Source organism: Parabacteroides sp. AF48-14 (assembly GCF_003477465.1).
GTDB lineage: Bacteria > Bacteroidota > Bacteroidia > Bacteroidales > Tannerellaceae > Parabacteroides > Parabacteroides acidifaciens.
This window is the reverse complement of sequence record NZ_QUDI01000041.1, coordinates 1-24,021: the sequence shown is the minus strand read 5'-3', so window position 1 is coordinate 24,021 and position 24,021 is coordinate 1. Positions and strand designations below refer to the sequence as shown.

At 49.1% G+C, this 24,021-nt stretch carries 20 protein-coding genes; 8 read left to right on the top strand and 12 right to left on the bottom strand.

Annotation, left to right across the window (positions count from 1 at the left end; all coding sequences use genetic code 11):
- Positions 1-178: 178 nt before the first annotated feature.
- Genes DW083_RS17170 through DW083_RS17155 form a run of 4 tightly spaced genes read left to right on the top strand, consistent with a single transcriptional unit; the run spans position 179 to position 3,238 of the window.
- On the top strand, positions 179-937 hold the full coding sequence (locus DW083_RS17170) for a hypothetical protein (protein WP_122333223.1): 759 nt from the start codon (positions 179-181) through the stop codon (positions 935-937).
- A 13-nt stretch (positions 938-950) separates the two neighbouring features.
- Positions 951-1,655, top strand: a complete 705-nt coding sequence (gene rsmI / locus DW083_RS17165; RefSeq protein ID WP_115499656.1) for a 16S rRNA (cytidine(1402)-2'-O)-methyltransferase — start codon at positions 951-953, stop codon at positions 1,653-1,655.
- 18 nt (positions 1,656-1,673) lie between these two features.
- The gene (locus DW083_RS17160) at positions 1,674-2,546 is read left to right on the top strand and encodes a hypothetical protein (protein WP_122333222.1); all 873 of its coding nucleotides are present in this window, start codon (positions 1,674-1,676) and stop codon (positions 2,544-2,546) included.
- Positions 2,543-3,238 (top strand): YjjG family noncanonical pyrimidine nucleotidase, encoded by a 696-nt coding sequence (locus DW083_RS17155; RefSeq protein WP_122333221.1) that lies wholly within the window; start codon positions 2,543-2,545, stop codon positions 3,236-3,238. Before DW083_RS17160 ends, DW083_RS17155 begins: the two co-directional genes overlap by 4 nt.
- Positions 3,239-3,252: 14 nt before the next feature.
- Here the strand turns inward: DW083_RS17155 and DW083_RS17150 are convergent, their stop codons facing one another.
- The 5 genes from DW083_RS17150 to DW083_RS17130 all read right to left on the bottom strand — a co-directional run bounded on the left by DW083_RS17150 (position 3,253) and on the right by DW083_RS17130 (position 8,485).
- Positions 3,253-4,395 (bottom strand): 6-bladed beta-propeller, encoded by a 1,143-nt coding sequence (locus DW083_RS17150; protein ID WP_122333248.1) that lies wholly within the window; start codon positions 4,393-4,395, stop codon positions 3,253-3,255.
- 135 nt (positions 4,396-4,530) lie between these two features.
- Positions 4,531-6,111 carry a peptide chain release factor 3 gene (locus DW083_RS17145; RefSeq protein ID WP_122333220.1) on the bottom strand — a complete coding sequence of 527 codons (1,581 nt, stop codon included), beginning with the start codon at positions 6,109-6,111 and terminating at the stop codon, positions 4,531-4,533.
- 28 nt (positions 6,112-6,139) lie between these two features.
- Complete coding sequence (gene rfbD, locus DW083_RS17140; RefSeq protein ID WP_122333219.1) at positions 6,140-7,006, bottom strand: dTDP-4-dehydrorhamnose reductase; 867 nt, start codon at positions 7,004-7,006, stop codon at positions 6,140-6,142.
- A 7-nt stretch (positions 7,007-7,013) separates the two neighbouring features.
- Entirely contained in the window at positions 7,014-7,562 is a 549-nt protein-coding gene (locus tag DW083_RS17135; protein ID WP_122333218.1) for a DUF4924 family protein, read from the bottom strand.
- The gene (locus DW083_RS17130; protein WP_122333217.1) at positions 7,559-8,485 is read right to left on the bottom strand and encodes a Mur ligase family protein; all 927 of its coding nucleotides are present in this window, start codon (positions 8,483-8,485) and stop codon (positions 7,559-7,561) included. Before DW083_RS17130 ends, DW083_RS17135 begins: the two co-directional genes overlap by 4 nt.
- Before the next feature lie 98 nt (positions 8,486-8,583).
- Here DW083_RS17130 and DW083_RS17125 point away from each other — a divergent pair, with 98 nt between their 5' ends.
- Positions 8,584-9,411: an MBL fold metallo-hydrolase gene (locus DW083_RS17125; RefSeq protein WP_122333216.1), complete on the top strand. Its 828-nt coding sequence runs from the start codon at positions 8,584-8,586 to the stop codon at positions 9,409-9,411.
- A 24-nt stretch (positions 9,412-9,435) separates the two neighbouring features.
- Here the strand turns inward: DW083_RS17125 and DW083_RS17120 are convergent, their stop codons facing one another.
- The gene (locus tag DW083_RS17120; RefSeq protein ID WP_122333215.1) at positions 9,436-11,169 is read right to left on the bottom strand and encodes a helix-turn-helix domain-containing protein; all 1,734 of its coding nucleotides are present in this window, start codon (positions 11,167-11,169) and stop codon (positions 9,436-9,438) included.
- 196 nt (positions 11,170-11,365) lie between these two features.
- Here DW083_RS17120 and DW083_RS17115 point away from each other — a divergent pair, with 196 nt between their 5' ends.
- Together DW083_RS17115 and DW083_RS17110 are read left to right on the top strand one after the other, a co-directional pair.
- Positions 11,366-13,684 (top strand): glycoside hydrolase family 20 protein, encoded by a 2,319-nt coding sequence (locus DW083_RS17115; RefSeq protein WP_122333214.1) that lies wholly within the window; start codon positions 11,366-11,368, stop codon positions 13,682-13,684.
- Between the two features lie 13 nt (positions 13,685-13,697).
- Positions 13,698-16,166, top strand: a complete 2,469-nt coding sequence (locus tag DW083_RS17110; protein WP_122333213.1) for a prolyl oligopeptidase family serine peptidase — start codon at positions 13,698-13,700, stop codon at positions 16,164-16,166.
- A gap of 97 nt (positions 16,167-16,263) precedes the next feature.
- Here DW083_RS17110 and ahpF read toward each other — a convergent pair whose 3' ends face one another.
- The 5 genes from ahpF to pflB form a co-directional block, all read right to left on the bottom strand.
- On the bottom strand, positions 16,264-17,850 hold the full coding sequence (gene ahpF, locus DW083_RS17105) for an alkyl hydroperoxide reductase subunit F (RefSeq protein ID WP_122333212.1): 1,587 nt from the start codon (positions 17,848-17,850) through the stop codon (positions 16,264-16,266).
- 4 nt (positions 17,851-17,854) lie between these two features.
- Positions 17,855-18,421, bottom strand: a complete 567-nt coding sequence (ahpC, locus tag DW083_RS17100; RefSeq protein WP_115499644.1) for an alkyl hydroperoxide reductase subunit C — start codon at positions 18,419-18,421, stop codon at positions 17,855-17,857.
- 232 nt (positions 18,422-18,653) lie between these two features.
- Positions 18,654-19,559, bottom strand: a complete 906-nt coding sequence (locus DW083_RS17095) for a cation diffusion facilitator family transporter (RefSeq protein WP_122333211.1) — start codon at positions 19,557-19,559, stop codon at positions 18,654-18,656.
- Between the two features lie 90 nt (positions 19,560-19,649).
- The gene (pflA, locus tag DW083_RS17090; RefSeq protein WP_233552264.1) at positions 19,650-20,390 is read right to left on the bottom strand and encodes a pyruvate formate-lyase-activating protein; all 741 of its coding nucleotides are present in this window, start codon (positions 20,388-20,390) and stop codon (positions 19,650-19,652) included.
- Positions 20,387-22,627, bottom strand: a complete 2,241-nt coding sequence (gene pflB, locus DW083_RS17085) for a formate C-acetyltransferase (protein ID WP_122333209.1) — start codon at positions 22,625-22,627, stop codon at positions 20,387-20,389. Before pflB ends, pflA begins: the two co-directional genes overlap by 4 nt.
- Positions 22,628-22,948: 321 nt before the next feature.
- Here pflB and DW083_RS17080 point away from each other — a divergent pair, with 321 nt between their 5' ends.
- The gene (locus tag DW083_RS17080) at positions 22,949-23,194 is read left to right on the top strand and encodes a hypothetical protein (protein ID WP_122333208.1); all 246 of its coding nucleotides are present in this window, start codon (positions 22,949-22,951) and stop codon (positions 23,192-23,194) included.
- Between the two features lie 276 nt (positions 23,195-23,470).
- Here DW083_RS17080 and DW083_RS22140 read toward each other — a convergent pair.
- On the bottom strand, positions 23,471-24,021 hold a 551-nt coding region (locus DW083_RS22140; RefSeq protein ID WP_233552263.1), incomplete at its 5' end, for a DUF6383 domain-containing protein.

The following is a 24,021-nucleotide window of genomic DNA, read 5'->3' as shown; positions in this document are numbered from 1 at the left end:
GTTTTAAGAATATTTGAACCGATAAAAGATGATTTGTCGATGTGCATACACAGAAAGGACCGTGAAGGAATAACAATATTTCATACAATAAACGCGTTACATATATAAGAAATACCTATTTTTGTTGCAATATAAACGAAAGCCGGCTTATTGGTTTTCATGAATGGTAAAAAAAGGAATGGCAAATAAAGAAAAAATAGATTATCTGCTTCTGGATATTCGGGAGCTTGAAACGTTGGTTGCCGGAATGCGGGATGCAGAAGTGTACCCGGTGTCTTTCTTCAGCCAGACTTTCGACCTCACGCATAAGATTCTGAAAGACCTCCACTCGCTGGAAGCTGCTCAGATCGAGATGTTGCGCAAACAGATGGAAGAGCATCAGGCTTTGATCCAGTCCATCCCTCCATCGGTTGCCGCCCCGGCAGAAACGGTACAGGAGCCAAAAATTATAGCTCCCGAGCCAAAAAATATCGCTCCTGAGCCAATTTCCGCAGTAGCCGACCCGGTTATTGCCGAACAGCCGGAGAAAGTAGAAGCCACTCCGGAAGAGGTTGTAACGGAAGCACCCCGCGAAGAAATTCCGGTGAAAGAGCCGGTGGCCGTCAAGCCCGAACCGCTCGTCGAACCGGCTCCGCCCGCAGTGGAAGTACCGAATAAGGCGACGACGGCAGAGCGTGGAGGATTATTCCTGAACGATATCCTGGAAAAGAAAAACCTTTCCGACTTCAGGAAAGCTTTCAGCCTGAACGACCGTTTCCGTTTCCGCCGCGAACTGTTCGGAGGTGACGAAGCACGGATGAACAAGGCTATCAACGACCTGAACGAGATTCATTCTTATGAAGACTCGATCACATATTTGAATAACGAATTAAAATGGAACATAGAAGACGAAGCGGTAGCCGATTTTATCAAGCTACTCGAAAAACGCTTCCTCTAAAGAATAAAGGATTATGGCAAAATTAACAGTAGTACCCACTCCCGTCGGAAACCTGGAGGACATGACTTTCCGGGCGATTCGCGTGCTGAAAGAGGCCGACCTCATTTTAGCGGAGGACACCCGTACTACCGGCATTCTGCTCAAGCATTTCGAGATACAGAACAGGATGCAGTCGCACCACAAGTTCAACGAGCATAAGACCGTGGAACAGGTGGCAGCCCGTATCAAGGCGGGCGAAAACATCGCATTGGTGTCCGACGCCGGAACCCCCGCGATATCCGATCCCGGTTTCATGCTCGTGCGCGAGTGTGTACGCCAAGGTGTGGAGGTGGAATGCCTGCCGGGAGCAACCGCTTTCGTGCCGGCACTCGTCGCATCGGGACTTCCCAACGAGAAGTTCTGCTTCGAAGGTTTCCTGCCCCAGAAAAAGGGACGGCAGACCCGATTGAAAGAACTTTCGACGGAACCTCGCACCATCATCTTTTACGAATCCCCTTTCCGGCTGGTCAAAACGCTGACACAGCTTACCGAGTTTTTCGGGAATGACCGCCCCGTTTCCGTATCGCGTGAAATATCCAAGATACACGAAGAAACAGTGCGCGGCACGCTCGAAGAGGTAATCGCCCACTTTACCGTGAACGAACCGAAAGGAGAAATTGTTATAGTTTTAGCAGGCTTAAAAGATAAAAAGGACAAAGAGACAGGAACAGAAGTTTAACGTAACAACAAAAAGAAAATGAAAAAGGTATTAATTGCAACAACGATTTGCGCAGCCATGCTGTCTTCCTGCGGACAAAATTCAGCGGAATACAAGAAGCTGAAAGCAGAAAACGACTCTCTGAGAATTGAAAACACGAAAGCAAACTCCGAGATGGACGAGATACTCGGCACACTCAACGATGTAGAGGCTGACATCCAGTCGATCCGCGATGCTGAAAACTATCTCAATATCCAACAGCAAAAAGGCGATCTGAACAAGAGTAACCGCGAACAGATCAAAGAGAATATGCAGTTGATCAGCGAAACGCTGAAAAAGAATAAACAGCAGATCAGCGAACTGGAAGAGAAGCTGAAAAAGAGCGGAATCCAGTCGGCAGCCCTGCGCAAGACAATTAGCCGCCTTTCTTCCGAACTGGATCAGAAGGCAAACATGATCGTCACCTTGCAGGAAGACTTGGCTAAGAAGAACGTACGCATCCAGGAACTGGACGAAATGGTTGCTTCGCTGAACGAAGATGTGGAAGGCTTGGCAACAACAACCGCCGCACAGTCTGAAAAGCTACAGGAACAGGACAAGGCTCTTAACACAGCTTACTACTGCTTCGGTACATCCAAAGAGCTGAAAGACCAGAAGATTCTTTCGGGTGGCGGCCTGTTCTCCAAGTCCAAAGTGCTGCAGAGCGGCTTCAACAAGGACTATTTCATCTCTATCGACATCCGCGAAGTGAAAGAGATTCCTCTGTTCGCCGGCAAAGCGAAACTGAAATCCAACCATCCGGAAGGTTCTTATGAGTTTGTAAAAGATGAAGACGGCAACATCACGCTGAAGATTACAGACGAAAAAGCGTTCTGGAGCTTAGGTAAATATCTGGTGATAGAAGTAGGATGATAAGATATAAAAGTCTTTTTATAGATTTGGACGACACCCTTTGGGATACGTACCACAACAATAAAGAATGCCTCGAAGAACTATATGCCGCTCACCACTTTGACCGGTATTATGCCTCCTTCGAGGCTTTCTTCGACATCTATTGGCCACACAACAACCTGCTATGGGAACAATACCGCAACAATGAGATAGACCGCATGACACTGATCGTCGAACGGTTCCGCTACATGCTCCGTCCGATGGGGATAGAAGACAAGGATGCGGTATTGGCAATCAACAACGACTTCCTGCAACGCACCACCCGCAAGACACGCCTCGTGCCGGGCGCAATCGAGCTGTTGGAATACCTGCGTCCCTCCTACCGCCTGTATATCCTGTCCAACGGTTTCCGGGAAGTACAATTCAAGAAACTCAGCAATTCCGGCCTCGCGCCTTACTTCGAAAAGATGATTCTTTCCGAAGATGCCTGCATCCAGAAACCGCATAAGGGGATATTCGACTTCGCCCTCAAAAACACCAATTCCCGCCGCAGCGAAACCCTGATGATCGGCGACAGCTGGGAAGCCGATATCGTTGGTGCCCACAACTCCAGGATAGACCAGCTATGGCTTAACCCGGAAGGGCTGCCGGCAAAAGGATTTACGCCGACCTATACAGTACGCAGTCTGGAAGAAATAAAGAGTATTTTATAAGGTTCGCAAATTGATCATTTTTTGTATTCCACCAACATAACCACCGGATTGTCATCTTCATTCAATCTCCCTGCGATCTCTTTCAATTTACCATTCAGTTTGCTATCTTTATTGGCCTCTATCAAAGAAGAAGCATCCATTACCGTTTGATATGCGATCTTATTACTCAGATTACGTAAGAACATATCCTCCTTTCTATCTTTGAAATCATTGTTAAGAAGAGAGTATTGGTATATCTTCTTTTCTTGCCTATCATACATCAGATCGGTAGAAGGGAATCCTTCATCTTTCCCAAAATCATATTCTTTTTTTACCGTCTGCATAAAATAATAACGGTCTGTAAGAACACCGGGGAAAAGAAAGACCTCCGGCTCCATGACTTGCACAGAAGGGACTCTTGCCATAAAAGGACGAACATCATTATCCGGTTGATACAAATATATAGTATCAGCGGAAGGTTCTGTCAATACCCAGCCGTTTTGAAAAGGAACAATAAACCCGTTTGGGGGAAAATTTACAAGACCGTCTTTCGCAATCACCACTGATTTTCTTTTCCCGTAAGCAATCTCAATATCCTTTATACTCCCATCCTGTTTGGATAATAAGAAAAACGAATTTGCTGGCCCCTCGTTTCCAGGTACGCCAATCTCCTCTGATAAAAAATAGTCTTCATTATAATCATAAAAAACAAATGCGCCCTGCTTATTATATGAAACGGTTCTTTTATAATTACCTTCCAAATCATAGACTTGTATCCTACTGGAAAAAGGGTCGTTCACAAACAACTCGTTCTTATCCTCGTTTAAAAGGACACTAAAAGGTAAAACATACTCTTCTGGACCCTGCCCCCTATGGTTAATATTCTTCACTCCCTTACCGGTCGCTCTGTCAAAAAGCAAGACTTCTCCCTCCTTTGTATTCACCACAGTTATAAGATCCTTACCAACATCCATCACTCTGCCTTTCACAAGAAATTCGTCAGTAGTTTCCAAAGGAACATATTCCACATCCATGAAGTCCTGAAGAATCAATTCCTTTTTCGGATAATTTGCCGTAACATCAACCGTGATGAGATCATCTACCGGTTGTCTATTAGCTTCTCCACATCCAATCAACAGAAATGAGAGCAGTATTGAAATTGTAATTCGTCCTTTCATATGAATATTATTATGGGTTAAGCCATAAATGTACATCTATTTCAGGACAATAAAAAGTAATCATATCTTTTTTCAAAGATATGGATACAAAAAAAGGCGATCCGAGAACCGCCTTTCACATGATATATCGATTTATTAAAACTCCGATGTAAAATGGAACTTAATATCCGGGAAATCTTGCTGAGCCATCGTCAGGACATATCCCGAATCGGCCAGGTAGACATCGCGTCCTTCTTTGTCGAGTGCCATATACTGGGCTTTGCGCCGTTTGAAGTTTTCGAGAGCGACGGCATTGTCGCTTTCGATCCAGCAGGCTTTATAAAGGCTGATCGGTTCCCACTTACACTGCGCGCCATATTCATGCAGCAAGCGGTACTGGATAACCTCGAACTGCAACTGTCCGACCGTACCGATAATCTTGCGACCGTTGAACTGGTTCGTGAAAAGCTGTGCGACACCTTCGTCCATCAGCTGCTCAATACCCTTGTTCAGCTGCTTTGCTTTCATCGGATCGGCATTCTCGATATATTTGAACATCTCGGGGGAGAAGCTCGGCAAACCCTTAAAGTGAAGATCTTCGCCGGAAGTCAGCGTATCGCCGATCTTGAAGTTTCCGGTATCCGGCAGACCGATGATATCGCCGGCAAAGGCCTCATCCACCACTTCTTTCTTTTGCGCCATGAAAGCCGTCGGGCTGCTGAAACGCATCATCTTGCCGAAACGGACATGCTTATAGTTCGCATTACGCTCGAAGCGGCCGGAACAAATCTTGACGAAAGCAATGCAACTGCGGTGGTTCGGGTCCATATTGGCATGAATCTTGAAAATGAAGCCGGAGAAGGTATCCTCTTCCGGATCGACCACACGCTCCACTGCTGCAACGGGACGGGGGGAAGGGGCGATGTTGATAAAACAATCCAGCAATTCCTTCACCCCGAAGTTATTCAAGGCAGAACCGAAGAACACCGGCGCGATATCACCCTTCAGATAGGTAGCGACGTCAAATTCCGGATAAACGCCTTCTATCAGTTCGATATCGGAACGCAGCTTTTCGGCCTGTTCCGGTTCGATATAAGTTTCCAGTTCCGGGCTGCTGATATCCTTAAACTCTACGTTCTCCGTCACATATTGCTTGCTCGGCGTGTAGAGGTTCAGTTTCTGTTCGTATATATTATAGACACCCCGGAAGCGCTGTCCCATGTCGATCGGCCAGCTGAGCGGGCGGACGTTGATATGCAGTTCTTCCTCGATCTCGTCTAACAGGTCGAACGGGTCTTTACCGTCACGGTCCATCTTGTTGACGAAAACAATCACGGGGGTCTTACGCATACGGCAGACTTCCATCAGTTTGCGGGTCTGCGCTTCCACACCCTTTGCAGTATCGATCACGATGATAACGCTGTCCACAGCCGTCAGCGTACGGAACGTATCTTCGGCGAAATCCTGGTGACCGGGAGTATCGAGGATGTTGATTTTATGACCGGAATAGTCAAAAGCCATCACGGAGGTTGCGACAGAGATACCACGCTGCTTTTCAATCTCCATCCAGTCGGAAGTTGCCGTCTTCTTGATCTTGTTGGACTTTACGGCACCTGCCACGTGAATGGCACCACCAAAGAGCAATAGTTTTTCGGTAAGAGTCGTCTTACCGGCATCCGGGTGGCTGATAATAGCAAACGTTCTTCTTCTCTCAATCTCTTCTGAATACTGACTCATTGTTATTTATCTTATTTCGTTTTGTTACTTATTTGGAAAGCGTATTTATACACCTACGCAAACTCGCTTCCCAATGAGGAATACTGATGTGATATGTCGCTTTAATCTTCGCTTTGTTCAGGACGCTGAAATGCGGGCGGGCTGCCTTTGCCGGATAATCTTTCGATTCGATCGGAAGGACATGGCAGGAAGCATTCCCCAACTCCATGATCTTGACCGCAAAATCGTACCAGCTGCAAACGCCTTCATTGGAGAAATGATAGATACCCGGAACGAAAGCGCCTTCCTCAGCCTGCACCAACACAGTTAGGATAGCCGCCGCCAAATCACCTGCATACGTCGGTGAACCGACCTGATCGAAGACAACCGACAGCTGTTCACGTTCACCACCTAACCGCAACATCGTCTTGACAAAGTTATTCCCGAACTCGGAATACAACCATGCCGTACGGATAATCACCGCATCCGGACAAACCGCTAACAACGCCTCTTCCCCCGCTAACTTCGTACGCCCGTAGACAGAAGCCGGACAAGTCGCATCCGTTTCCACATACGGAAGATGGTTCGTACCGTCGAACACATAATCCGTAGAGACATGTATCACCCTCGCCCCTACGGCACGGGCCGCTTCGCCCAGGTTCTTCACCGCATCGCGGTTGATGCGGAGGCAAAGTGCTTCGTCATCCTCAGCCCTGTCGACAGCCGTATAAGCGGCACAGTTCAGGATATAGTCCGCTTTCTTTTCCCGCACGAACGCATCCACCGCCGGAGCGTCGCAGATATCGAGCGTGTCCACATCCGTAAACACGAATGCAAACTGCGGATAGCCGGCAGCCAGCAGACGGATCGAGTTGCCTAATTGCCCGTTAGCCCCTGTTACTAATATCGTCTTCATCTTGTTTTTATTCTTCTAATTTCAGTTCCCCATTCATATCTTCACGATACTTCTCGGCCAGAAGCGCCAGGAACGAACTGATTTGTTTGATACCCTCCATCGTCTCGGGACTGATCTCCTTGCCCTGCATCTTCAGCATCAGGAAACCGTAAATGGCATTAAAGCAAGTTTCCAGTTCAGGCAATTCTTCGCCGCCCGATTTGGCACGGAGCTGGACGATATAAGGGAGTGTTTTATAATAAGCCGCGCCGTAGACCATCTCTTTCGGCGATTTCAGAAGCCGCAGGTGCAGGTCGGTCAGGGCGATAATCACATTCCGGTTCAACTGGATGTGTCCCTTCTCCTTCACCCCTTCGGAACGCATCATCTCGATCAGCTCCTCATACCAACGGGCAATCTCTTCCTTCACCTCTTCCGGCTGGTCGTAGCGGTCTACCACCGTGCGGCGGATAGAATCCATATCGAAGTTGTTGGCACGTATCAGGTCTTCCACCTGCCACATGTACAACAGATACTCGGCAATGTTTTCTTTTCTTTTTTGTCTCGCAATAATCATGGTTGCAAAGATACACTATATTCGGATAATGCCTGATAAAAATCCGCATCTTTTACACCTAACTGGCGGCAGGCCAGGCGGGCAGCATTCAAATTAATCAGGAAAAAGCGGTCCGGAATATAGACGGGGAAATCTCCGTAGCGAGTTTGCAGGAAGGTCTTTCCCTCTTTCTCGATCACGACATGCTCGTCATAGGGCATGGCCGTAATATCTTCGCGTACCTCCTGCGCAAGCTGTTTCACGACCGGGTCACCGTCGAAATAGATCAGCTTGCCTTCGCGCTCGATCGACGAGGCAAACGTACGGAAAGTCGTATGATAGGCTTCCGGCGTGGCATGGTCGGTGGCGGAAGTCCACATCAGGTTTGTCAGGATTGCAATGTGAGGGCGATAGAACTCGAGCTGGAAGCGTTTCTCTAAAGCAGACGTGACATGCTCATCGCCCTCGATAATCGCGATCCGGGCTTCATAGCTCAGATGTACACGGTTAGGCAACAAAGGCACTTCGCTGGTCAACGCATAATCGAACGCAAGTTTTTGCCGCTTCAGGGCGCAGACAATCATCGAAATGATTGTTTTCTTTCCCCGGCTGCCGGCAACAACGACCCGCGTCTTCTCTTTCGTCCGTTGAAAAATAAATTCAGGAATCGAAAGCACTAATAATCCCAGTTCCTTTGCACGTATCAGTTCGGGATTGTCCTGCCGGACCGTAGCCCCCAATACGACAAATTGTATATCTTTAGTTAATCTCTCCGGAAACCATCCGTCTCCATGGCAGGTACAACCTTCTTTATCCAGTCTGGCAAGCGTCGCATCGGCCAGCCCGTCACCGGATACACTGACTTCGTACCCTTTTTGGTGAATAGCCAAGGCCAAATCAAACAACAGAGGCTCGGTTACGGAGATTAAATGAACTTTTCGCATCACTCAGATTTTGCTGGCAAAGGTAAACAATTTCATTTACCCGTTGTATGGGAACGGAAGAAAAAACTTCCCTATATTTGTATCAAAAAGTATAATTTATGGATATTCAACTAATAGACACAGGGTTTTTCTACGCTGACGGCGGTGCCATGTTCGGCGCCATACCCAAGACAGCCTGGAGCCGGCGTTATCCAAGCAACGAGCAGAACGGCTGTGTCCTGGCGATGCGCAGTGTCCTGGTCCGCGACGACAACGGGCGCATCATAGTGATCGACAACGGAGCGGGCGACAAACACCTGAAACAGCTCAGCTATTACAACTTCTTCGACCTTGCCGATCTGGGTGAAGAGCTTCAAAAGCGGGGAGTCGCATGCGAGGAAGTTACGGATGTCATCCTTACCCACCTCCATTTCGACCATTGCGGCTACACCACCCGAAAAACACAACAGCCAGGCTACGCGCTCTCCTTTCCCAACGCCACGCATTGGGTGAGCCGGCGGCAATGGGAAAATTTTCTCCACCCGAATGCGCTTGAAAAGGATTCTTATTTCATTGAAAATATGCAAGCTGTCGAGGAAAGCGGCAAACTATGTTTAATAGATGGAGAAACACAGCTTTGCTCCGCCGTCAACCTACGTCTTTTCGACGGACATACGCCCGGACAGATCGCGCCTTACATCACGACACCCGAACGCACCTACGTCTTTGCCGGCGACGTCATCCCGCTCGCCGCCAGCGTGTCGCCCGAATGGATTTCGGCCTACGACACCTACCCTGTCCTCTCCTACCGCGAAAAAATCCGTATGCTGGAAGAGGCTGCCCGCGAGAAACAGGCGCTTATTTATTGCCACGACGCCTATACGCGTTGCAGCACGGTGAAAAAGGTTAACGATTTCTACAGGAAAGAGGATGTAATTAAGATATGAAGCCCTATATTGGGATAGCAGTTATCAGTTCTGTTCCGACAAGGCAATCTTCCGGTATTCCGCAGGAGTGATACCATAATGTTTGCGGAAAAGGCGATAAAATGTTTCGACCACATTGAAACCGCAGTTCAACGCAACGGCTTCGACAGTCAGTTCAGGGTGTTTCTCCAACAACCTGCGAGCCTCATCGAGTTGCATCGTCCGGACATATTCCATCGGAGTTTTTCCAATAACGGTCTTTACTGCTTCGTTCAGTGCGTTTTTGTTCGTACCGAGAGCCGAAGCGATCTCGTCACGGGCGAGATTCGCGTTAAAAAGGTTATTGTCCTTAAGCAGATACTCCCGCAATTGCGCAACCAGTTTACGCTGCTGGCTGCTGCCGGGCAGTTCTTCGGCAGCAGCCAAACTCGTATCCTCCACCGGTGGAGGCGTGACGGACAGCAATGATAATTCGTTCGCCATCCGGTCTTGCTCTTTGATTTGCCTGTACAGGTTACGGTTCTTAGCGGCAATGATACGGTTATAGTAGACAACCCCGGCAAGCAGCAGGACGAGGAAGAGACAGAGACCAAGCGCGAAAAGGAAATAAATCCGGTTGCGTTCTTTCTCGGCAACATATTTGTCCACCTCATACTGTGTACGGATCTCATCGAGCTTGGCGTTATAGTCCCTATTAAAATCCGCATTCCGCTCCTCAATAAATTTGTAAAACAGTTCAACCGCTTTCTCCGGCTCATCCATCTGGATAAGAGTCATCAGTTTCAATCCTTTCGCTTCGAGCCTGTTAGGATATTGTTCTATTGCTTTGTCTAACATTTCGAGCGCTTCGTGATAGCGCTTTTTCCCGTAAAGGACATGTCCACGTTCCTTGTATAGTTTGACACTACCTTTCGTAGCACTGTCTACTTTATTAATGTAGAGCTGCGCCTTGTCGAATTCATTCATTTGGCGGTATAAATCGATGTAACTGAACCAGAGGTTGCACCAGGCTGACAGTTGCGGAGACTTTGCTGCAGCTTCGAAACGGCGGTTCACCTCCTCGGTTTCGCAGGCAGCCTTCAGGGCATCGTCATAGCGCTCCTGGGCGATGAGATTCGTCACAAGATGGTAAGAAACGGTTGCCAGCATATTTAGATAGGATGTTTGATCTTGCAGCATGTCGATACTCTCGCGCAGGCACTTCTCTTCCTCGGGATACCGCCTCTGAAAGGTATATATCCTGGAGATGTCGTGCAGTATTACTCCCATTCCGGCACGGTTGTTCTGTGCTTTTGCGTAGTTATAAATACTGTCGGCCTTAACAAGGGCTTTTTCATACTCTCCCTGTCGACTATAGGCATTGATAAACTGACTACACACCAAGTAATAGTTTTTCCACAATTCATTCTTTGCGAGGAAATCGAGAGTGGCAGGGGCCTGACGGATCACTTCGTCATAAAGGCCTTTGCTACTGATTGCCGCCAGACGGTTGTGGAGGATAACTCCTTGCTCCTTCAGGTCTCCAAGCTTCCGGGCATCGGCATTCATGGCATCGTAAATGGTAAGGATCGTATCAAGCACCTGGTCTTTATTTACTTCCAACTGATAAAGGCCAACCAGCTTCCTATTGGCTGCCAGCCGCTCGGCTCCTTCTGTTTTTGAAACGACAAGCCGCAGAGAATCTTTTGCCCGCTGACGGGAATTTTGCGCCGAAAGGGACGAAAAAAGGAACAGGAACAGGGTTCCCCATAGAACAACCGGGCTGACGATGTTTTTCATAATGTCACTTATTTACTTTGTTCTCTACAAATATACTGCTTTATTCCATTAGAACAATCAAAAACAAGAATTTGCTTCTCCCTGAATTGACAAATCGCCATATTGCATAAAGAGAAGAAATATGAACTTGGTCAAGGATGGTTTGCCGGTTTTTCACTATCTTTGGCAACATCATTCAACTTAATTTTTTAAACGCATGAACAAACTAACGAAGTACGCATGTATCCTGACAGCTATTGCCGGAGCAGTAGCCTGTTCGGATGGTCAGAAAGCACAAGGCGATTACGCCGTCATTCCGCTGCCGCAAGAGGTGGCTGTACAGGGCAGTGCCCCGTTCCTGTTGAAACCCTCCACGCCTATCACCTATCAGGAAGGCGATGCGGAAATGGAACAGACCGCACGTTTCCTCGCCTCCTATATCAAAGAGGTAACCGGTTATGAACCGAAAGTAACGGCGGGAGATGCCGGCAAGGGTATCCACCTGTCTATCGCTTCTGACATCCAAAACAAGGAAGGCTACCGCCTACTGGTGAGCGAGAACGGTGTCGAGATTGCAGGCGCTTCCAACGCCGGTATTTTCTATGGCGTACAGACGTTGCGCAAATCGATCCCTGTGGCGGCAGACGGCATGCAGGTCGAACTGCCGGCAGTCAGCATCAACGACTATCCGCGTTTTCCGTATCGCGGGATGCATCTCGATGTTTCACGCCATTTCTTCCCGACGGATTCGGTCAAGAAGTTTATCGACATTCTTGCCTTGCACAATATGAACTCCTTTCACTGGCATCTGACCGACGACCAGGGCTGGCGCATTGAGATCAAGAAATATCCGGAACTAACACAAATCGGCTCCAAACGCAAAGAGACGGTGATCGGACGCAACTCCGGGAAGTATGACGGACAGCCTTACGACGGCTTCTATACGCAGGACGAGATACGCGACGTCATCGCCTACGCAAAGGAACGTTTCATCACGATCATTCCCGAAATCGACCTGCCGGGCCACCAGTTGGCAGCCCTTGCCACTTATCCCGAGTTAGGATGTACGGGAGGTCCGTATGAGGTATGGACGCAGTGGGGCGTGTCGGACGATGTGATCTGCGCCGGAAACGAGAAGTCCATGCAATTCCTGGAAGACGTGCTCGCCGAAGTGATCGACCTCTTCCCCTCCGAATATATCCATATCGGCGGTGACGAATGCCCGAAAGTACGTTGGCAGAAATGCCCGAAATGCCAGGCGCGCATCAAGGCGGAAGGTATCAAGGGAGACAGCAAGCACAGTGCCGAAGAGTATCTGCAAAGCTATGTGATCTCACGCATGGAAAAGTTTGTCGAAAGCAAAGGACGCCATATCATCGGCTGGGACGAGATACTGGAAGGCGGACTGGCTCCGAATGCAACGGTGATGAGCTGGCGCGGTGTCGGCGGCGGTATCGAGGCAGCCAAGCAACAGCACAACGTGATTATGACTCCGAACTCTTACCTCTATTTCGACTACTACCAGTCGACTGACACGGAACACGACCCGCTGGCGATCGGCGGCTACCTGCCTCTCGAACGTGTCTACTCGTTTGAGCCGACAGACGGAATACCGGAAGAATACCGGAAGTATGTGATCGGTGCACAGGCAAACCTCTGGACGGAATATATCCCGACGTTCAGCCAGGTGGAATATATGATCATGCCGCGTATGGATGCCTTGGCGGACGTACAATGGTCGAACGCCCCGAAAGCTTATAAAGCGTTCTTGCCCCGCCTCGTCCGCATGACGAAACTGTATGACCGCCTGGGCTACAACTATGCCAAACATATCTTCGACATCCGCGCTTCCTTCGCCACCGACGGCGACAAAGGCGAAGTGGTTGTCACACTCGAAACGGAAGGCGATGCCGATATCCATTATACGCTCGACGGTAGCGAACCGAACACGGCCAGCCCGAAATACGAAGCGCCTCTCCGCATCAAGGAGAACGTAGAGATCAAAGCGGTCGCCATCCGTCCGACCGGCTACAGCCGCATCTTCTCCGAAAAGATCGACTTCAACAAGGCAACGGCCAAACCGGTCACCTTGCGGGTAACTCCCAGCAAAGGCTACGACTTCAACGGCGGTCCGGAACTGACCGACGGCCTGAGCGGTAACGATAACTACAAGACCGGACGCTGGCTCGGCTTCCAAGGCAAAGACGTGGATGCTGTCATCGACCTGAAAGAGCCGACCGAATTCAGCCGGGTCGCTTTCAACACGAATGTCGTGAAAGGCGACTGGATCATGGGCGCTGCCGGCATAACCGTAAAAGTATCTGACGACGGCCAGACCTTCAAAGAGGTAGCCGCCAAGACAATCCCGTCTTTAGGCAAGGACGACAAAGACGGACTTTACCCGCAGGAAATCACTTTCACCCCGGTCAAAGCCCGCTACGTCGAAGTCATCATCAAGAGCGACAAACTCCCGGCATGGCACGGCGGTGCAGGCAATCCGGCGTTCTTGTTTGTGGATGAGATCAATATTCAGTAATAACACATATTCCATGAAAAGAAATATTCTTATCCTATCTGCACTTTGCGCCTGTTGCAGTCTGTTTGCTGAGGAGGTGACGGTGAAACAATTCAGGTATGCAGGGCCATACGAAATAAAGAAACCCTTCCTTGCCGACAGCCTCGACGTGAACAGTAAGAAATTCACAGAGAAAGAGCTGCTAAAAACTGCTGTCCCGTTCGACAACGTGCGGGAAAGCGCACAAACGTTGGATGCCGGAACAGCGGCAGGACAAGCAGATGCCTACTCCGTCAGCCTTGTTTCGTTCTATTTGAACAGTGACCGCTATACCGACGGAACTTTGCTGATCAGCGGACCGGAGACATACGAAGTCTATCTCGACAATGCGAAACAGACACCCGCCAACGGCGAAATCAAACTGACACTCGAACCCCGCCGCTACGAAGTCGTTATCAAATATCTCGCGATTCCGGGCAAAACGAACGACGCACCGAAAGCTACCTTTAAAACAGATAGCAAAGCAGTCGTCACGGCTACAACCAGTCCCGAAAAGCGATATACCCTGAACGACGTTTTCGACGGGACACGTCTTCGCTCCGTCAGCCTCTCACCTAACGGGAAATACCTGTTGACGGCCTACCAGACGACCTTCACCGGTGGCGAAACCGAATCGTTCCAGCAAGTGACCGACCGCGCCACCGGACAAGTTCTGATGGAAAGCGGCAGCAACCATTATAGCTGGATGCCCCGCAGCAACCGCCTCTACTACACCCGTAAAGGGATGCAGGGAAAAGAGCTGGTCACCGTCGACCCGGCAACAAAGGCGGAAACCGTCCTTGCCTCTAACCTTCCCGACGGTTGGTTCAGCTTTGCCCCGACAGAAGACTTCCTGCTCTTCAACGTGTCCGAAGAAGGGCCGAAAAAAGGAGAAGACCTGCAGGAGATCCTTGTACCCGACGACCGTCAGCCGGGCTGGCGCACCCGCTCGTTTATCCATAAATACGACCTGGCTACCGGCCTGTTCCAGCGCCTTACCTACGGACACACATCCACTTCGATCAACGACATTTCGGAGGACGGGCGCTACATGCTCTTTACATGTAGCGAACGGGATTTAACAAAACGTCCCTTCGCCACCACCCTGCTCTACCGGATGGATTTGCAGACACTTGAGACGGAATTGCTGCTGAAAGATCCGTTCATCAGCTATGCCCAATTCTCGCCCGACGGCAAGCAGCTCGCAATAGCGGGTTCCGGCGAAGCGTTCAACCAGATCGGTTTGAATATCGCTCCGGGACAGACCTCCAATATGGGCGACGGGCAGCTTTTCCTCTACGATCCCGCAAGCAAACAGGCAACAGCTGTCACCAAAAACTTCGACCCGGCTGTCCAGCGCTTCGTCTGGAGCAGAGCCGACAAACAGATCTACCTGCAGGGAGAAGATAAGGATTGCGTGCGCCTTTATGTCTTGAATCCGGCAAACGGGTCGATCAGCCCCGTACCGTTGAAAGAAGATATCCTCTCGGATTTCACACTGGCCAACACGGCGCCCGAACTGGTCTACTTCGGTGAAAGTGCCTCCAACTCGCAACGTCTCTACTCCGTCAATCTGAAGAAGAACACTTCCGTTTGCCTGAAAGACCTCTCTGCCGGCATCCTGAAAGATGTGACACTGGGAGAAGTGCACGACTGGAATTTCCAGGCGGCTGCGGGCGATACGATCTACGGGCGTTATTACCTGCCTCCTCATTTCGATGCAAACAAGAAGTATCCGATGATCGTCAACTACTACGGCGGCACCAGCCCGACGGAGCGTTCACTCGAAAACCGGTACCCGTCGCACGTATATGCCGCATTGGGATATATCGTTTACATCATCCAGCCCAGTGGGGCAACCGGTTTCGGACAGGAATTTGCCGCCCGCCACGTGAATGCGTGGGGTAAACGCACGGGAGACGAAATCATTGAAGGAACAAAGAAATTCTGTGCGGAACATCCGTTTGTCGATGCCGGAAAGATCGGCTGTATCGGCGCTTCCTACGGTGGTTTCATGACGCAGTACCTACAAACGAAGACGGATATCTTCGCCGCCGCTATCTCGCACGCCGGGATCAGCGACATCACCAGCTATTGGGGCGAAGGCTACTGGGGATATTCCTACAGCGCCTTGGCAAGTGCCAACAGCTATCCCTGGAATGCACGGGATATGTACACACTGCAAAGTCCTTTGTTCAATGCAGACAAAATCAACACGCCGATTCTGTTCCTGCACGGTTCAGTCGACACCAACGTGCCTATCGGCGAAAGTATCCAGATGTTTACAGCGCTGAAACTGTTGGGCAAACCGACCGCTTTCGTCCAGGTCATGGGGCAGAACCACCAGATATTCGACTATAAGAAACGGGCCGAATGGAATAAAACAATCTACGCCTGGTTTGCCAAATGGTTGAAAGACCAGCCGGAATGGTGGGAGGCGATGTATCCGGAGAAGGCGCTTTGAGAATTAAGAATTAAAAATTAAGAATTATAAAAGAGGGTATGGCAGAAGTCCTGTAAGGACAACGGTCACACCCTCTTAATCTTAGCAAGAACTAATACTAACTTAACAAACCTCTCATTCTATCTTCAAAAGCAGACAAAGCCGCTTTTGCCCCTTCGCCCATTGCTATGATAATCTGTTTATAAGGAACGGTCGAGACGTCGCCGGCGGCATAGATGCCGGGAACATTTGTCCGGCAATGTGCGTCGATCACAATCTCTCCCGGTTTATTCGTTTCGACAACATCACGGAAGGCGCCACTGTTGGCTGCCAAACCGATCTGCACGAAGATTCCGTCCAGGTCGATCACCCGTTCCGCTTCCGTTTTACGGTCTTTTACACGAAGGCCGATTACTTTATCACCGTTACCGATCACTTCCAGAGATTGGGAGTGCAGGAATACTTCCACATTCGGCAGGCTTTTCAGTTTTTCCTGCAATACCTGATCCGCTTTCAGTTCGTCCATAAATTCCAGCACCGTCACTTTGGAACAGATACCGGCCAGGTCGATCGCAGCTTCGATACCGGAGTTGCCTCCACCGACTACCGCGACATGCTTGCCTTTATAGAACGGGCCGTCGCAATGCGGACAGAAAGCGACACCCCGCCCGATATATTCCGCCTCACCGGGAACATTCAGTTTGCGCCAGCTTGCCCCCGTAGCAACAATAACGGCAGAAGCCGAAAAGCGTTCACCGGTAGAAGTTGTCAATATCGTTGATCGCGATGGAGACAGACGGCCGTCTGTCTCTACGGACACGGAAACAATGCGCCGGTGTTCCAGTATGTCGATCGGATAATCGTTGATATGCGTGCGGAGGTCATTCGCCAACTGTTCGCCTGTCGTATGGGGAACAGAGACGAGGTTCTCGATGCCGACCGTCTCCTTGACCTGTCCACCGACACGTTCGGCTACGACAGCGACACTCAGGCCCTTACGCGCCGAATAGATAGCAGACGCCGCACCGGCAGGACCGCCTCCCACTACTATCACATCATAGTTCTTAACAGGTTTTTCAACAGAGTTATCAACAGTCTCTTCATTAATCCCATACTGGGCTTCGAGTTTGGAAAGCAGTTCGCCGAAATCGCTACGGCCTACGTGAATCAGTTTTCCGTCGGCAAAGACAGAAGGGACGCCTTGCACCTTCATCGCCTCTACCTCTTTCTGGTTGATAGCGCCGTCTACCGTTTCATGTGTAATCTGGCTGTTGAGCGTCGTCATGACGTTCAATGCCTGCACTACATCCGGGCAGTTGGTACAAGTCAGCGACACATAAGTGGTCAGCTTGATCGGGCCGTTCAAGGCGCTAACACGGGCGCGGATGCTTTCATCCGGTATATTTTTACCCTTTCCGTCACTATTCAGGATAGCTAATAGCAGGGATGTAAATTCATGTCCATTGGGCACTGCACGAAACCGGATACCGGTGGGCGCACCATCTTTTACGATTGTAAACTGAAGCCCCTCACCATCTGAGATATGGCATGACAGATGATCCGAACAAGACGCCACATCACCTAACAGTTCGATCAGCTCCTGGCGGCTTTCGTGATTGGGAGATACTTCTATCTCAAATACATATTGGGAAGCCAGCCCGGAAAATATTCCGGAAAGCTGGCTTTTCATTGCAGAATCTAACATAGCTTTAGATCTTACCAACCAAGTCGATGCTCGGTTTCAGAGTTGCTTCACCTTTCTTCCATTTTGCAGGACAAACTTCATTCGGGTGGGAAGCTACAAACTGGGCAGCTTCAACCTTACGAAGCAGTTCGTCTGCGTTACGGCCGATGCCGTTATCGTGTATTTCGGCAATCTTGATCTTACCTTCCGGATTCACCAGGAATGTACCGCGGTATGCCATACCTTCCTCTTCGATCATCACACCGAATGCGCGACTCAAAGCGCCTGTCGGGTCTGCCAACATCGGGTATTTGATCTTACGGATCGTTTCGGAAGCATCATGCCATGCTTTGTGTACGAAGTGGGAGTCTGTGCTTACGGAATATACTTCAACACCCATTGCCTGGAATTTATCGTACTTGTCGGCCATGTCCACCAATTCGGTCGGACAAACAAAGGTAAAATCGGCAGGATAAAAGAAGAATATGGCCCATTTGCCTTTGATATCTTCGCTGCTTACAGTCTTGAAATTACCATTCTGAAATGCCTGTACTTTAAACTCGGGTGCTTGTGAATTAATAATCGGTTCCATGATTTTTACTATTTAAATTTGTTACTACTATTTTTTGATTACAGCACAAAGGTAAATCGTAAGCCCCTGATTGAAAGAATTTTTCAAATTGATAATTTTTATCCGCCGATAGATGAGTTTCCTTCTCCCCGCGCTCGACGCGGGGCCGCAAAAGAGCAGGAAGTATCAAAATCAAGTGTTTCTGCAGCCTGTATCTTTGCGATCCCGCGTCGAGCGCGGGAACGAGTGGTTCCTATTCGCAACAGGGTTCAGAACAGCAGGCGCCTGTAGTTTCAAACTCTAACGTAGCATGTTGCACCCCGACGTGTTCGAGTTCGTGTTTGATTTCATGTTTGACCGTCTCCATTTGGTTTGTATCCTTGATGACGATATGAGCCGTAAGGGCTGTCTCGGTCGTACTGATTGCCCAAATGTGCAGGTGATGGACATCCTGTACACCGGGAACTTCCCGGATTGCATTTTCCACCTTCCCGATATCCGTTCCCATCGGGACGCCATCTAAGGAAAGACGCAGACTGTCCCGCAACAGTCCCCAAGTCGAATAGATGATAATCAGAGCAATCAACAGCCCGATAACCGGGTCGATCACATACCACCCCGTCCGGGCAATCACCAACCCCGACACAACAACACCCACCGACACCAGCGCATCGGCAGCCATATGCAGATAAGCCCCTTTCACATTCAGGTCTTTGTCTTTATCCTTCATAAACAGCCAGGCGGTTACGGCATTGATCACCACCCCGATTCCGGCAACCCACGCGATCGCATCGCCTTCCACCGGCTGCGGATGAAACAACTTGCCGACACTCTCGCCGATAATAATCCCGACAGCGACCAACAGGATCACCGCATTGAGCAAAGAGACCAACACCGTACTCTTCTTATATCCGTATGTATAGCGGGAAGTGGGTTGTACCTTCGCCAGCCGGAAAGCCAGCATCGCAAGCACCAGGCTCGCCACATCGCCCAAATTATGTCCGGCATCAGACAGCAAACCAAGCGAATTATACCAGAACCCGGCCAGAAACTCGGCTACGACAAATACTAAATTCAAAGAAATACCAATGATAAAGGCTTTATTCAAAGAAGTTATTTCGTGATGATGATCATGATGATGTTCGTGTTGATGTCCCATATTCGTATGCTTTTTAATTGATAACAATACGGTACAAAGCTATGTTTTTTCAAGTCACGTTGTTATACCCATTTATAGGTATTTCGCAATCTAAAGGCCATATTTCTTGAAGATCGCCTTGGCATTAGCCAAACGTTCGGCGGAAAGAGGCTCGACACCTTTTAAGGGGTATTCCATACCCTGCGCCTCATATTTATAAGCGCCCATCGTATGGTAAGAAAGGAGTTCCGCTTTCTGTACCATCTTATAACAGCTGATATAGCGGGCAAGCGCCTCGAGCGAAGCGTCATCATCGGTCAGGCCGGGAACAACGACATGGCGAATCCAGACCGGAATCTGCCGGCGTTCAAGTTCATCCAGGAAATGCAGAGTGTTCTCCCCTCCGACTCCGGTCAGGCGGGGATGCAGTTCGGCATCTATCGTTTTGATATCCAGTAAAACCAGGTCCACATATTCGAGTACCTCCAACGCTTTCGCTGAACAGATATAGCCGGACGTATCCAACGCCGTATGGATGCCGTTCTCACGGCAAAGACGGAAAAACTCTTTCAGGAAAGCCGGCTGCAACAGAGGTTCGCCACCGGTTACGGTAACACCGCCTTTGGCTATGAAATTCTTATAACGCAACACCTCGGCAAACAGGTCACCAGGTTCACGAAAATGGGACGTGTCCCGATTTTTTTCGCTCCCGTCCCGTTTTTTTTCCCACGTGTCCGGATTATGGCAATACAGGCAGCGAAGCGGACAGCCCTGCATAAAGACGACAAAGCGAATTCCGGGACCGTCGACGGTCCCGAAACTCTCTATTGAATGTATTCTTCCTAACACTATAAGGCGCTGTTGATTGTTCGTGAGATGACGTCGAGCTGCTGTTCGCGGGTCAGTTTCACAAAGTTTACGGCATAACCGGAGACGCGGATCGTGAGTTGCGGATATTTTTCCGGGTGTTCCATTGCGTCCAACAGCAAGTCTTTGTCGAAGACGTTCACGTTCAGATGTTGTCCGCCGTCGGGTGTGAAATAACCGTCCAGCAGACTCACCAGATTGTTCACCTGTACGGCACGTTCCTTCCCTAAGGTTGCAGGGGAAACGGCGAACGTATAGGAGATACCGTCGTGCGCATGTTGGAAAGGCAGTTTGGCTACGGAGGCCAAAGCAGCAATCGCCCCTTTCCTGTCGCGTCCGTTCATCGGGTTTGCACCCGGAGCGAACGGCGTACCACCCGGACGGCCGTCGGGAGTCGCACCGGTTTTCTTTCCGTAAACCACGTTCGAGGTGATTGTCAGGATAGACTGTGTCGGCGTAGCCTTACGGTAGGTCTGGTGCTGGCGCAGGTATTCCATGAACTTCTCGGTGATCTCGACAGCGATACTGTCGGTACGATCGTCATTGTTTCCGAAAGGCACATATTCACCTTCACGTTCGAAGTCGACAGCCAGACCGCGTTCATCGCGGATCACCTTCACTTTCGTGTCGCGGATAGCGGCCAGCGAGTCGGCAACAATGGAAAGGCCGGCGATACCGGTTGCACGGATGCGCTGCACATCCCCGTCATGGAGGCCCATCTCGAACGCTTCATACGCATATTTGTCGTGCATATAATGGATTATCTTCAACGCATTGACATACACTTTGGCAAGCCAGCGCATCATCTGCTCGTATTTCTCCATCACTTCGTCGTAGTCCAGGTATTCACCGGTAATCGGCTCGAAGCGAGGAGCCACCTGCACGCCCGATTTCTCGTCACGCCCGCCATTGATGGCATACAGCAGACACTTGGCGAGGTTCGCACGTGCGCCGAAATACTGCATCTGCTTACCGATCTTCATCGGAGAGACACAACAGGCAATGCCGTAGTCGTCACCATAGTCCGGACGCATCAGGTCGTCGTTCTCATACTGGATAGCCGAGGTGTCGATCGAGACTTTCGCACAGAACTGTTTCCAGTTCTCCGGCGCATTATTGAACCAAAGCACTGTCAGGTTAGGTTCGGGTGCCGGACCCAAGTTGTACAAGGTATGCAAGTAACGGTAAGAGGTCTTTGTCACTAACGAACGCCCGTCGACGCCCTGCCCGCCCAGCGATTCGGTCACCCAAACAGGGTCGCCCGAGAACAGGTCGTTGTATTCCGGTGTACGCAGGAAACGGACAATACGCAGTTTGATAATAAACTGGTCGATCAGCTCCTGTGCTTCTTCTTCCGTCAGCTTACCTTCACGTATATCTCTTTCGATATAGATATCAAGGAAAGTCGATGTACGTCCTAAAGACATGGCAGCCCCGTCCTGATCTTTCACCGCAGCCAGGTAAGCTAAATACAGGAACTGCACGGCTTCGCGGGCATCCTGTGCCGGACGTGTCACATCGAAACCATAGGCGGCACACATCCGTTCGAACGCTTTCAGCGCATTGATCTGTTCGGTTATCTCCTCACGGCTCTGTATGATTTCTTCAGTCAGTTCCTGAATGTCGAGACGTTTCTGGAAACGTTTCTTTTCTTCGATCAGGATCCGGGTTCCGTAGAGAGGCACACGGCGGTAGTCACCGATAATACGTCCGCGTCCGTAAGCATCAGGCAAACCTGTGATGATAGCCGAACGGCGTGCAGCAACCATTTCGTCCGTATAAGCGGAGAAAACGCCTTCGTTGTGCGTCTTTCTATATTTGGTGAAGATTTCTTTTGTCATCGGGTCCAGATGATATCCGTACGCTTCCAAGCTGTTTTCAACCATGCGGATACCACCTTTCGGAAAGATTCCGCGTTTCAGCGGAGCATCTGTCTGTAGGCCCACAATCACCTCGTTTTCCTTATCGATATAACCGGGACCATAGGTATCGATCCCTTGAGGAAGTTTTGTTTCGGCGTCATATACTCCTTTTTCCCTCTCAACCTTAAACATTTCGGTCAGTTTGTTCCACACTTTCTTCGTCTTCTCCGAAGAGGGTACAAGGAAACTGTCATCTCCGTCGTAAGGTTTGTAATTGTTCTGGATAAAGTCTCTTACATTGATCTCCTTTTTCCAGGTTTCTCCTTTGAACTGCGCCCAGTTCTCGTTTTCAAACTTCATAAGCTTATCTTGTCTAATTCGGTTTAGGCGTGCAAAGATACGCTTTTTCCTGCTATCAGGGAAACACTCTCCTGGCAGATCAGTGTTAAAAGGGGGAAAATACCTATAAATGGGGATAAGAGGGAATAAAAGAATAACTATCTTTGTCGCATTGACTTTCAAAGAAGTAAAACGAGAAAGTCTTTTGTTAGTGACAAGGACTAATATATAAAACAAAAACCCTGAAGTTTGTCTTGCGACAGGGACGACAGGGTATTACATTGCAAATGTAGATATAAGTTAGCATATTTGCAAGTATTTAGATGCAATTTTATTAAACAAATGAAATACAACGAAAGTGTCCGGTTATTATCCGCGTCACGAATAAACAAATATAAAAGCGCTTGTGGTGGAGATAAAGCCAAAACCATACAACTCTATCAGTATAATATAAAATTATGCCAACGATTTTATGGAATCATGAGTATGTTTGAGATTATGCTACGCAATCTAATCAATGAGCATTATCTGACACAATTCCAAGATGCAAACTGGATTATCAATCAAGCCACAGTTGGTAAGTTATAATAAAAAATCAACGAAGCCCCGGCAGCATCTAACTGTCGGGGCTTGTTTTTTGTCTGCATTCGGTCTTCACAGAGGGAAAAGCAGATGAACTTTTAATTTCATTACTTTAGTATTATTAATATTAAATCTGACCGCTTGTTCACCTGTCGCAGGGTAATTGGCGTTGGTATGGGATAAACGGATATTCATCCGTAATGTAGAGACGGACGGCCGTCCGTCTCTACGCGCATCCCGCACAAAACCACGCGGTCGAATTATTTGATTATAATTTCATTCTTATTTCACGATTGCTTTTACAGCTTCTTCGCCTTCGATAGCAACTACGACTACACCGGCAGGAGCAGCGATTGTTGCGTTGTCAGAAGAGATGACTGTGTTAGCAACTGTCTGGCCTAAGATGTTAGTGATAACAACTTTCTTGCCGGCAGCTCCGATGATCTGAACATTACCTTCAGCAGCGATCACTGTTACCTCTGTTACAGAAGGAGCAGATTCGTTGGCTGTCGGAGCTTCTGCTGTTTCTACAGCGACCTTCAAAGCATCAGCCTGGTTGCTGGTAACAACCAATACACCGTTTACATTCTGAACATATTTATTACCGTTCAGGATGTTGTAGTAACCTTCGTTATCTTTGTCTACCAAGAAGTTGAAGCGGTAGATATTTGTCTTAGCTTCCTTCAATGTATCTGCCTTTGCAATATTATTGACGATCAAAGAGTCTGCACCGTAGCGAACAACGTTGCGGAACTGGATTCTTGTCTTATTGTCATAAGAATATTGTTCAGGATTAACCTTAGCAGCACTTGCAGAGTCAGAAGCAACACACA

Coding starts and splice junctions, on each gene's coding strand:
- DW083_RS17170 (WP_122333223.1), top strand. CDS start 179: ATGGCAAATAAAGAAAAAATAGATTATCTGCTTCTGGATATTCGGGAG.
- DW083_RS17155 (WP_122333221.1), top strand. CDS start 2,543: ATGATAAGATATAAAAGTCTTTTTATAGATTTGGACGACACCCTTTGG.
- pflB (WP_122333209.1), bottom strand. CDS start 22,627: ATGAAGTTTGAAAACGAGAACTGGGCGCAGTTCAAAGGAGAAACCTGG.
- ahpC (WP_115499644.1), bottom strand. CDS start 18,421: ATGGAACCGATTATTAATTCACAAGCACCCGAGTTTAAAGTACAGGCA.
- DW083_RS17115 (WP_122333214.1), top strand. CDS start 11,366: ATGAACAAACTAACGAAGTACGCATGTATCCTGACAGCTATTGCCGGA.
- ahpF (WP_122333212.1), bottom strand. CDS start 17,850: ATGTTAGATTCTGCAATGAAAAGCCAGCTTTCCGGAATATTTTCCGGG.
- rsmI (WP_115499656.1), top strand. CDS start 951: ATGGCAAAATTAACAGTAGTACCCACTCCCGTCGGAAACCTGGAGGAC.
- DW083_RS17150 (WP_122333248.1), bottom strand. CDS start 4,395: ATGAAAGGACGAATTACAATTTCAATACTGCTCTCATTTCTGTTGATT.
- DW083_RS17120 (WP_122333215.1), bottom strand. CDS start 11,169: ATGAAAAACATCGTCAGCCCGGTTGTTCTATGGGGAACCCTGTTCCTG.
- DW083_RS17125 (WP_122333216.1), top strand. CDS start 8,584: ATGGATATTCAACTAATAGACACAGGGTTTTTCTACGCTGACGGCGGT.
- DW083_RS17130 (WP_122333217.1), bottom strand. CDS start 8,485: ATGCGAAAAGTTCATTTAATCTCCGTAACCGAGCCTCTGTTGTTTGAT.
- DW083_RS17145 (WP_122333220.1), bottom strand. CDS start 6,111: ATGAGTCAGTATTCAGAAGAGATTGAGAGAAGAAGAACGTTTGCTATT.
- DW083_RS17095 (WP_122333211.1), bottom strand. CDS start 19,559: ATGGGACATCAACACGAACATCATCATGATCATCATCACGAAATAACT.
- rfbD (WP_122333219.1), bottom strand. CDS start 7,006: ATGAAGACGATATTAGTAACAGGGGCTAACGGGCAATTAGGCAACTCG.
- DW083_RS17135 (WP_122333218.1), bottom strand. CDS start 7,562: ATGATTATTGCGAGACAAAAAAGAAAAGAAAACATTGCCGAGTATCTG.
- DW083_RS17160 (WP_122333222.1), top strand. CDS start 1,674: ATGAAAAAGGTATTAATTGCAACAACGATTTGCGCAGCCATGCTGTCT.
- DW083_RS17110 (WP_122333213.1), top strand. CDS start 13,698: ATGAAAAGAAATATTCTTATCCTATCTGCACTTTGCGCCTGTTGCAGT.
- DW083_RS17080 (WP_122333208.1), top strand. CDS start 22,949: ATGAAATACAACGAAAGTGTCCGGTTATTATCCGCGTCACGAATAAAC.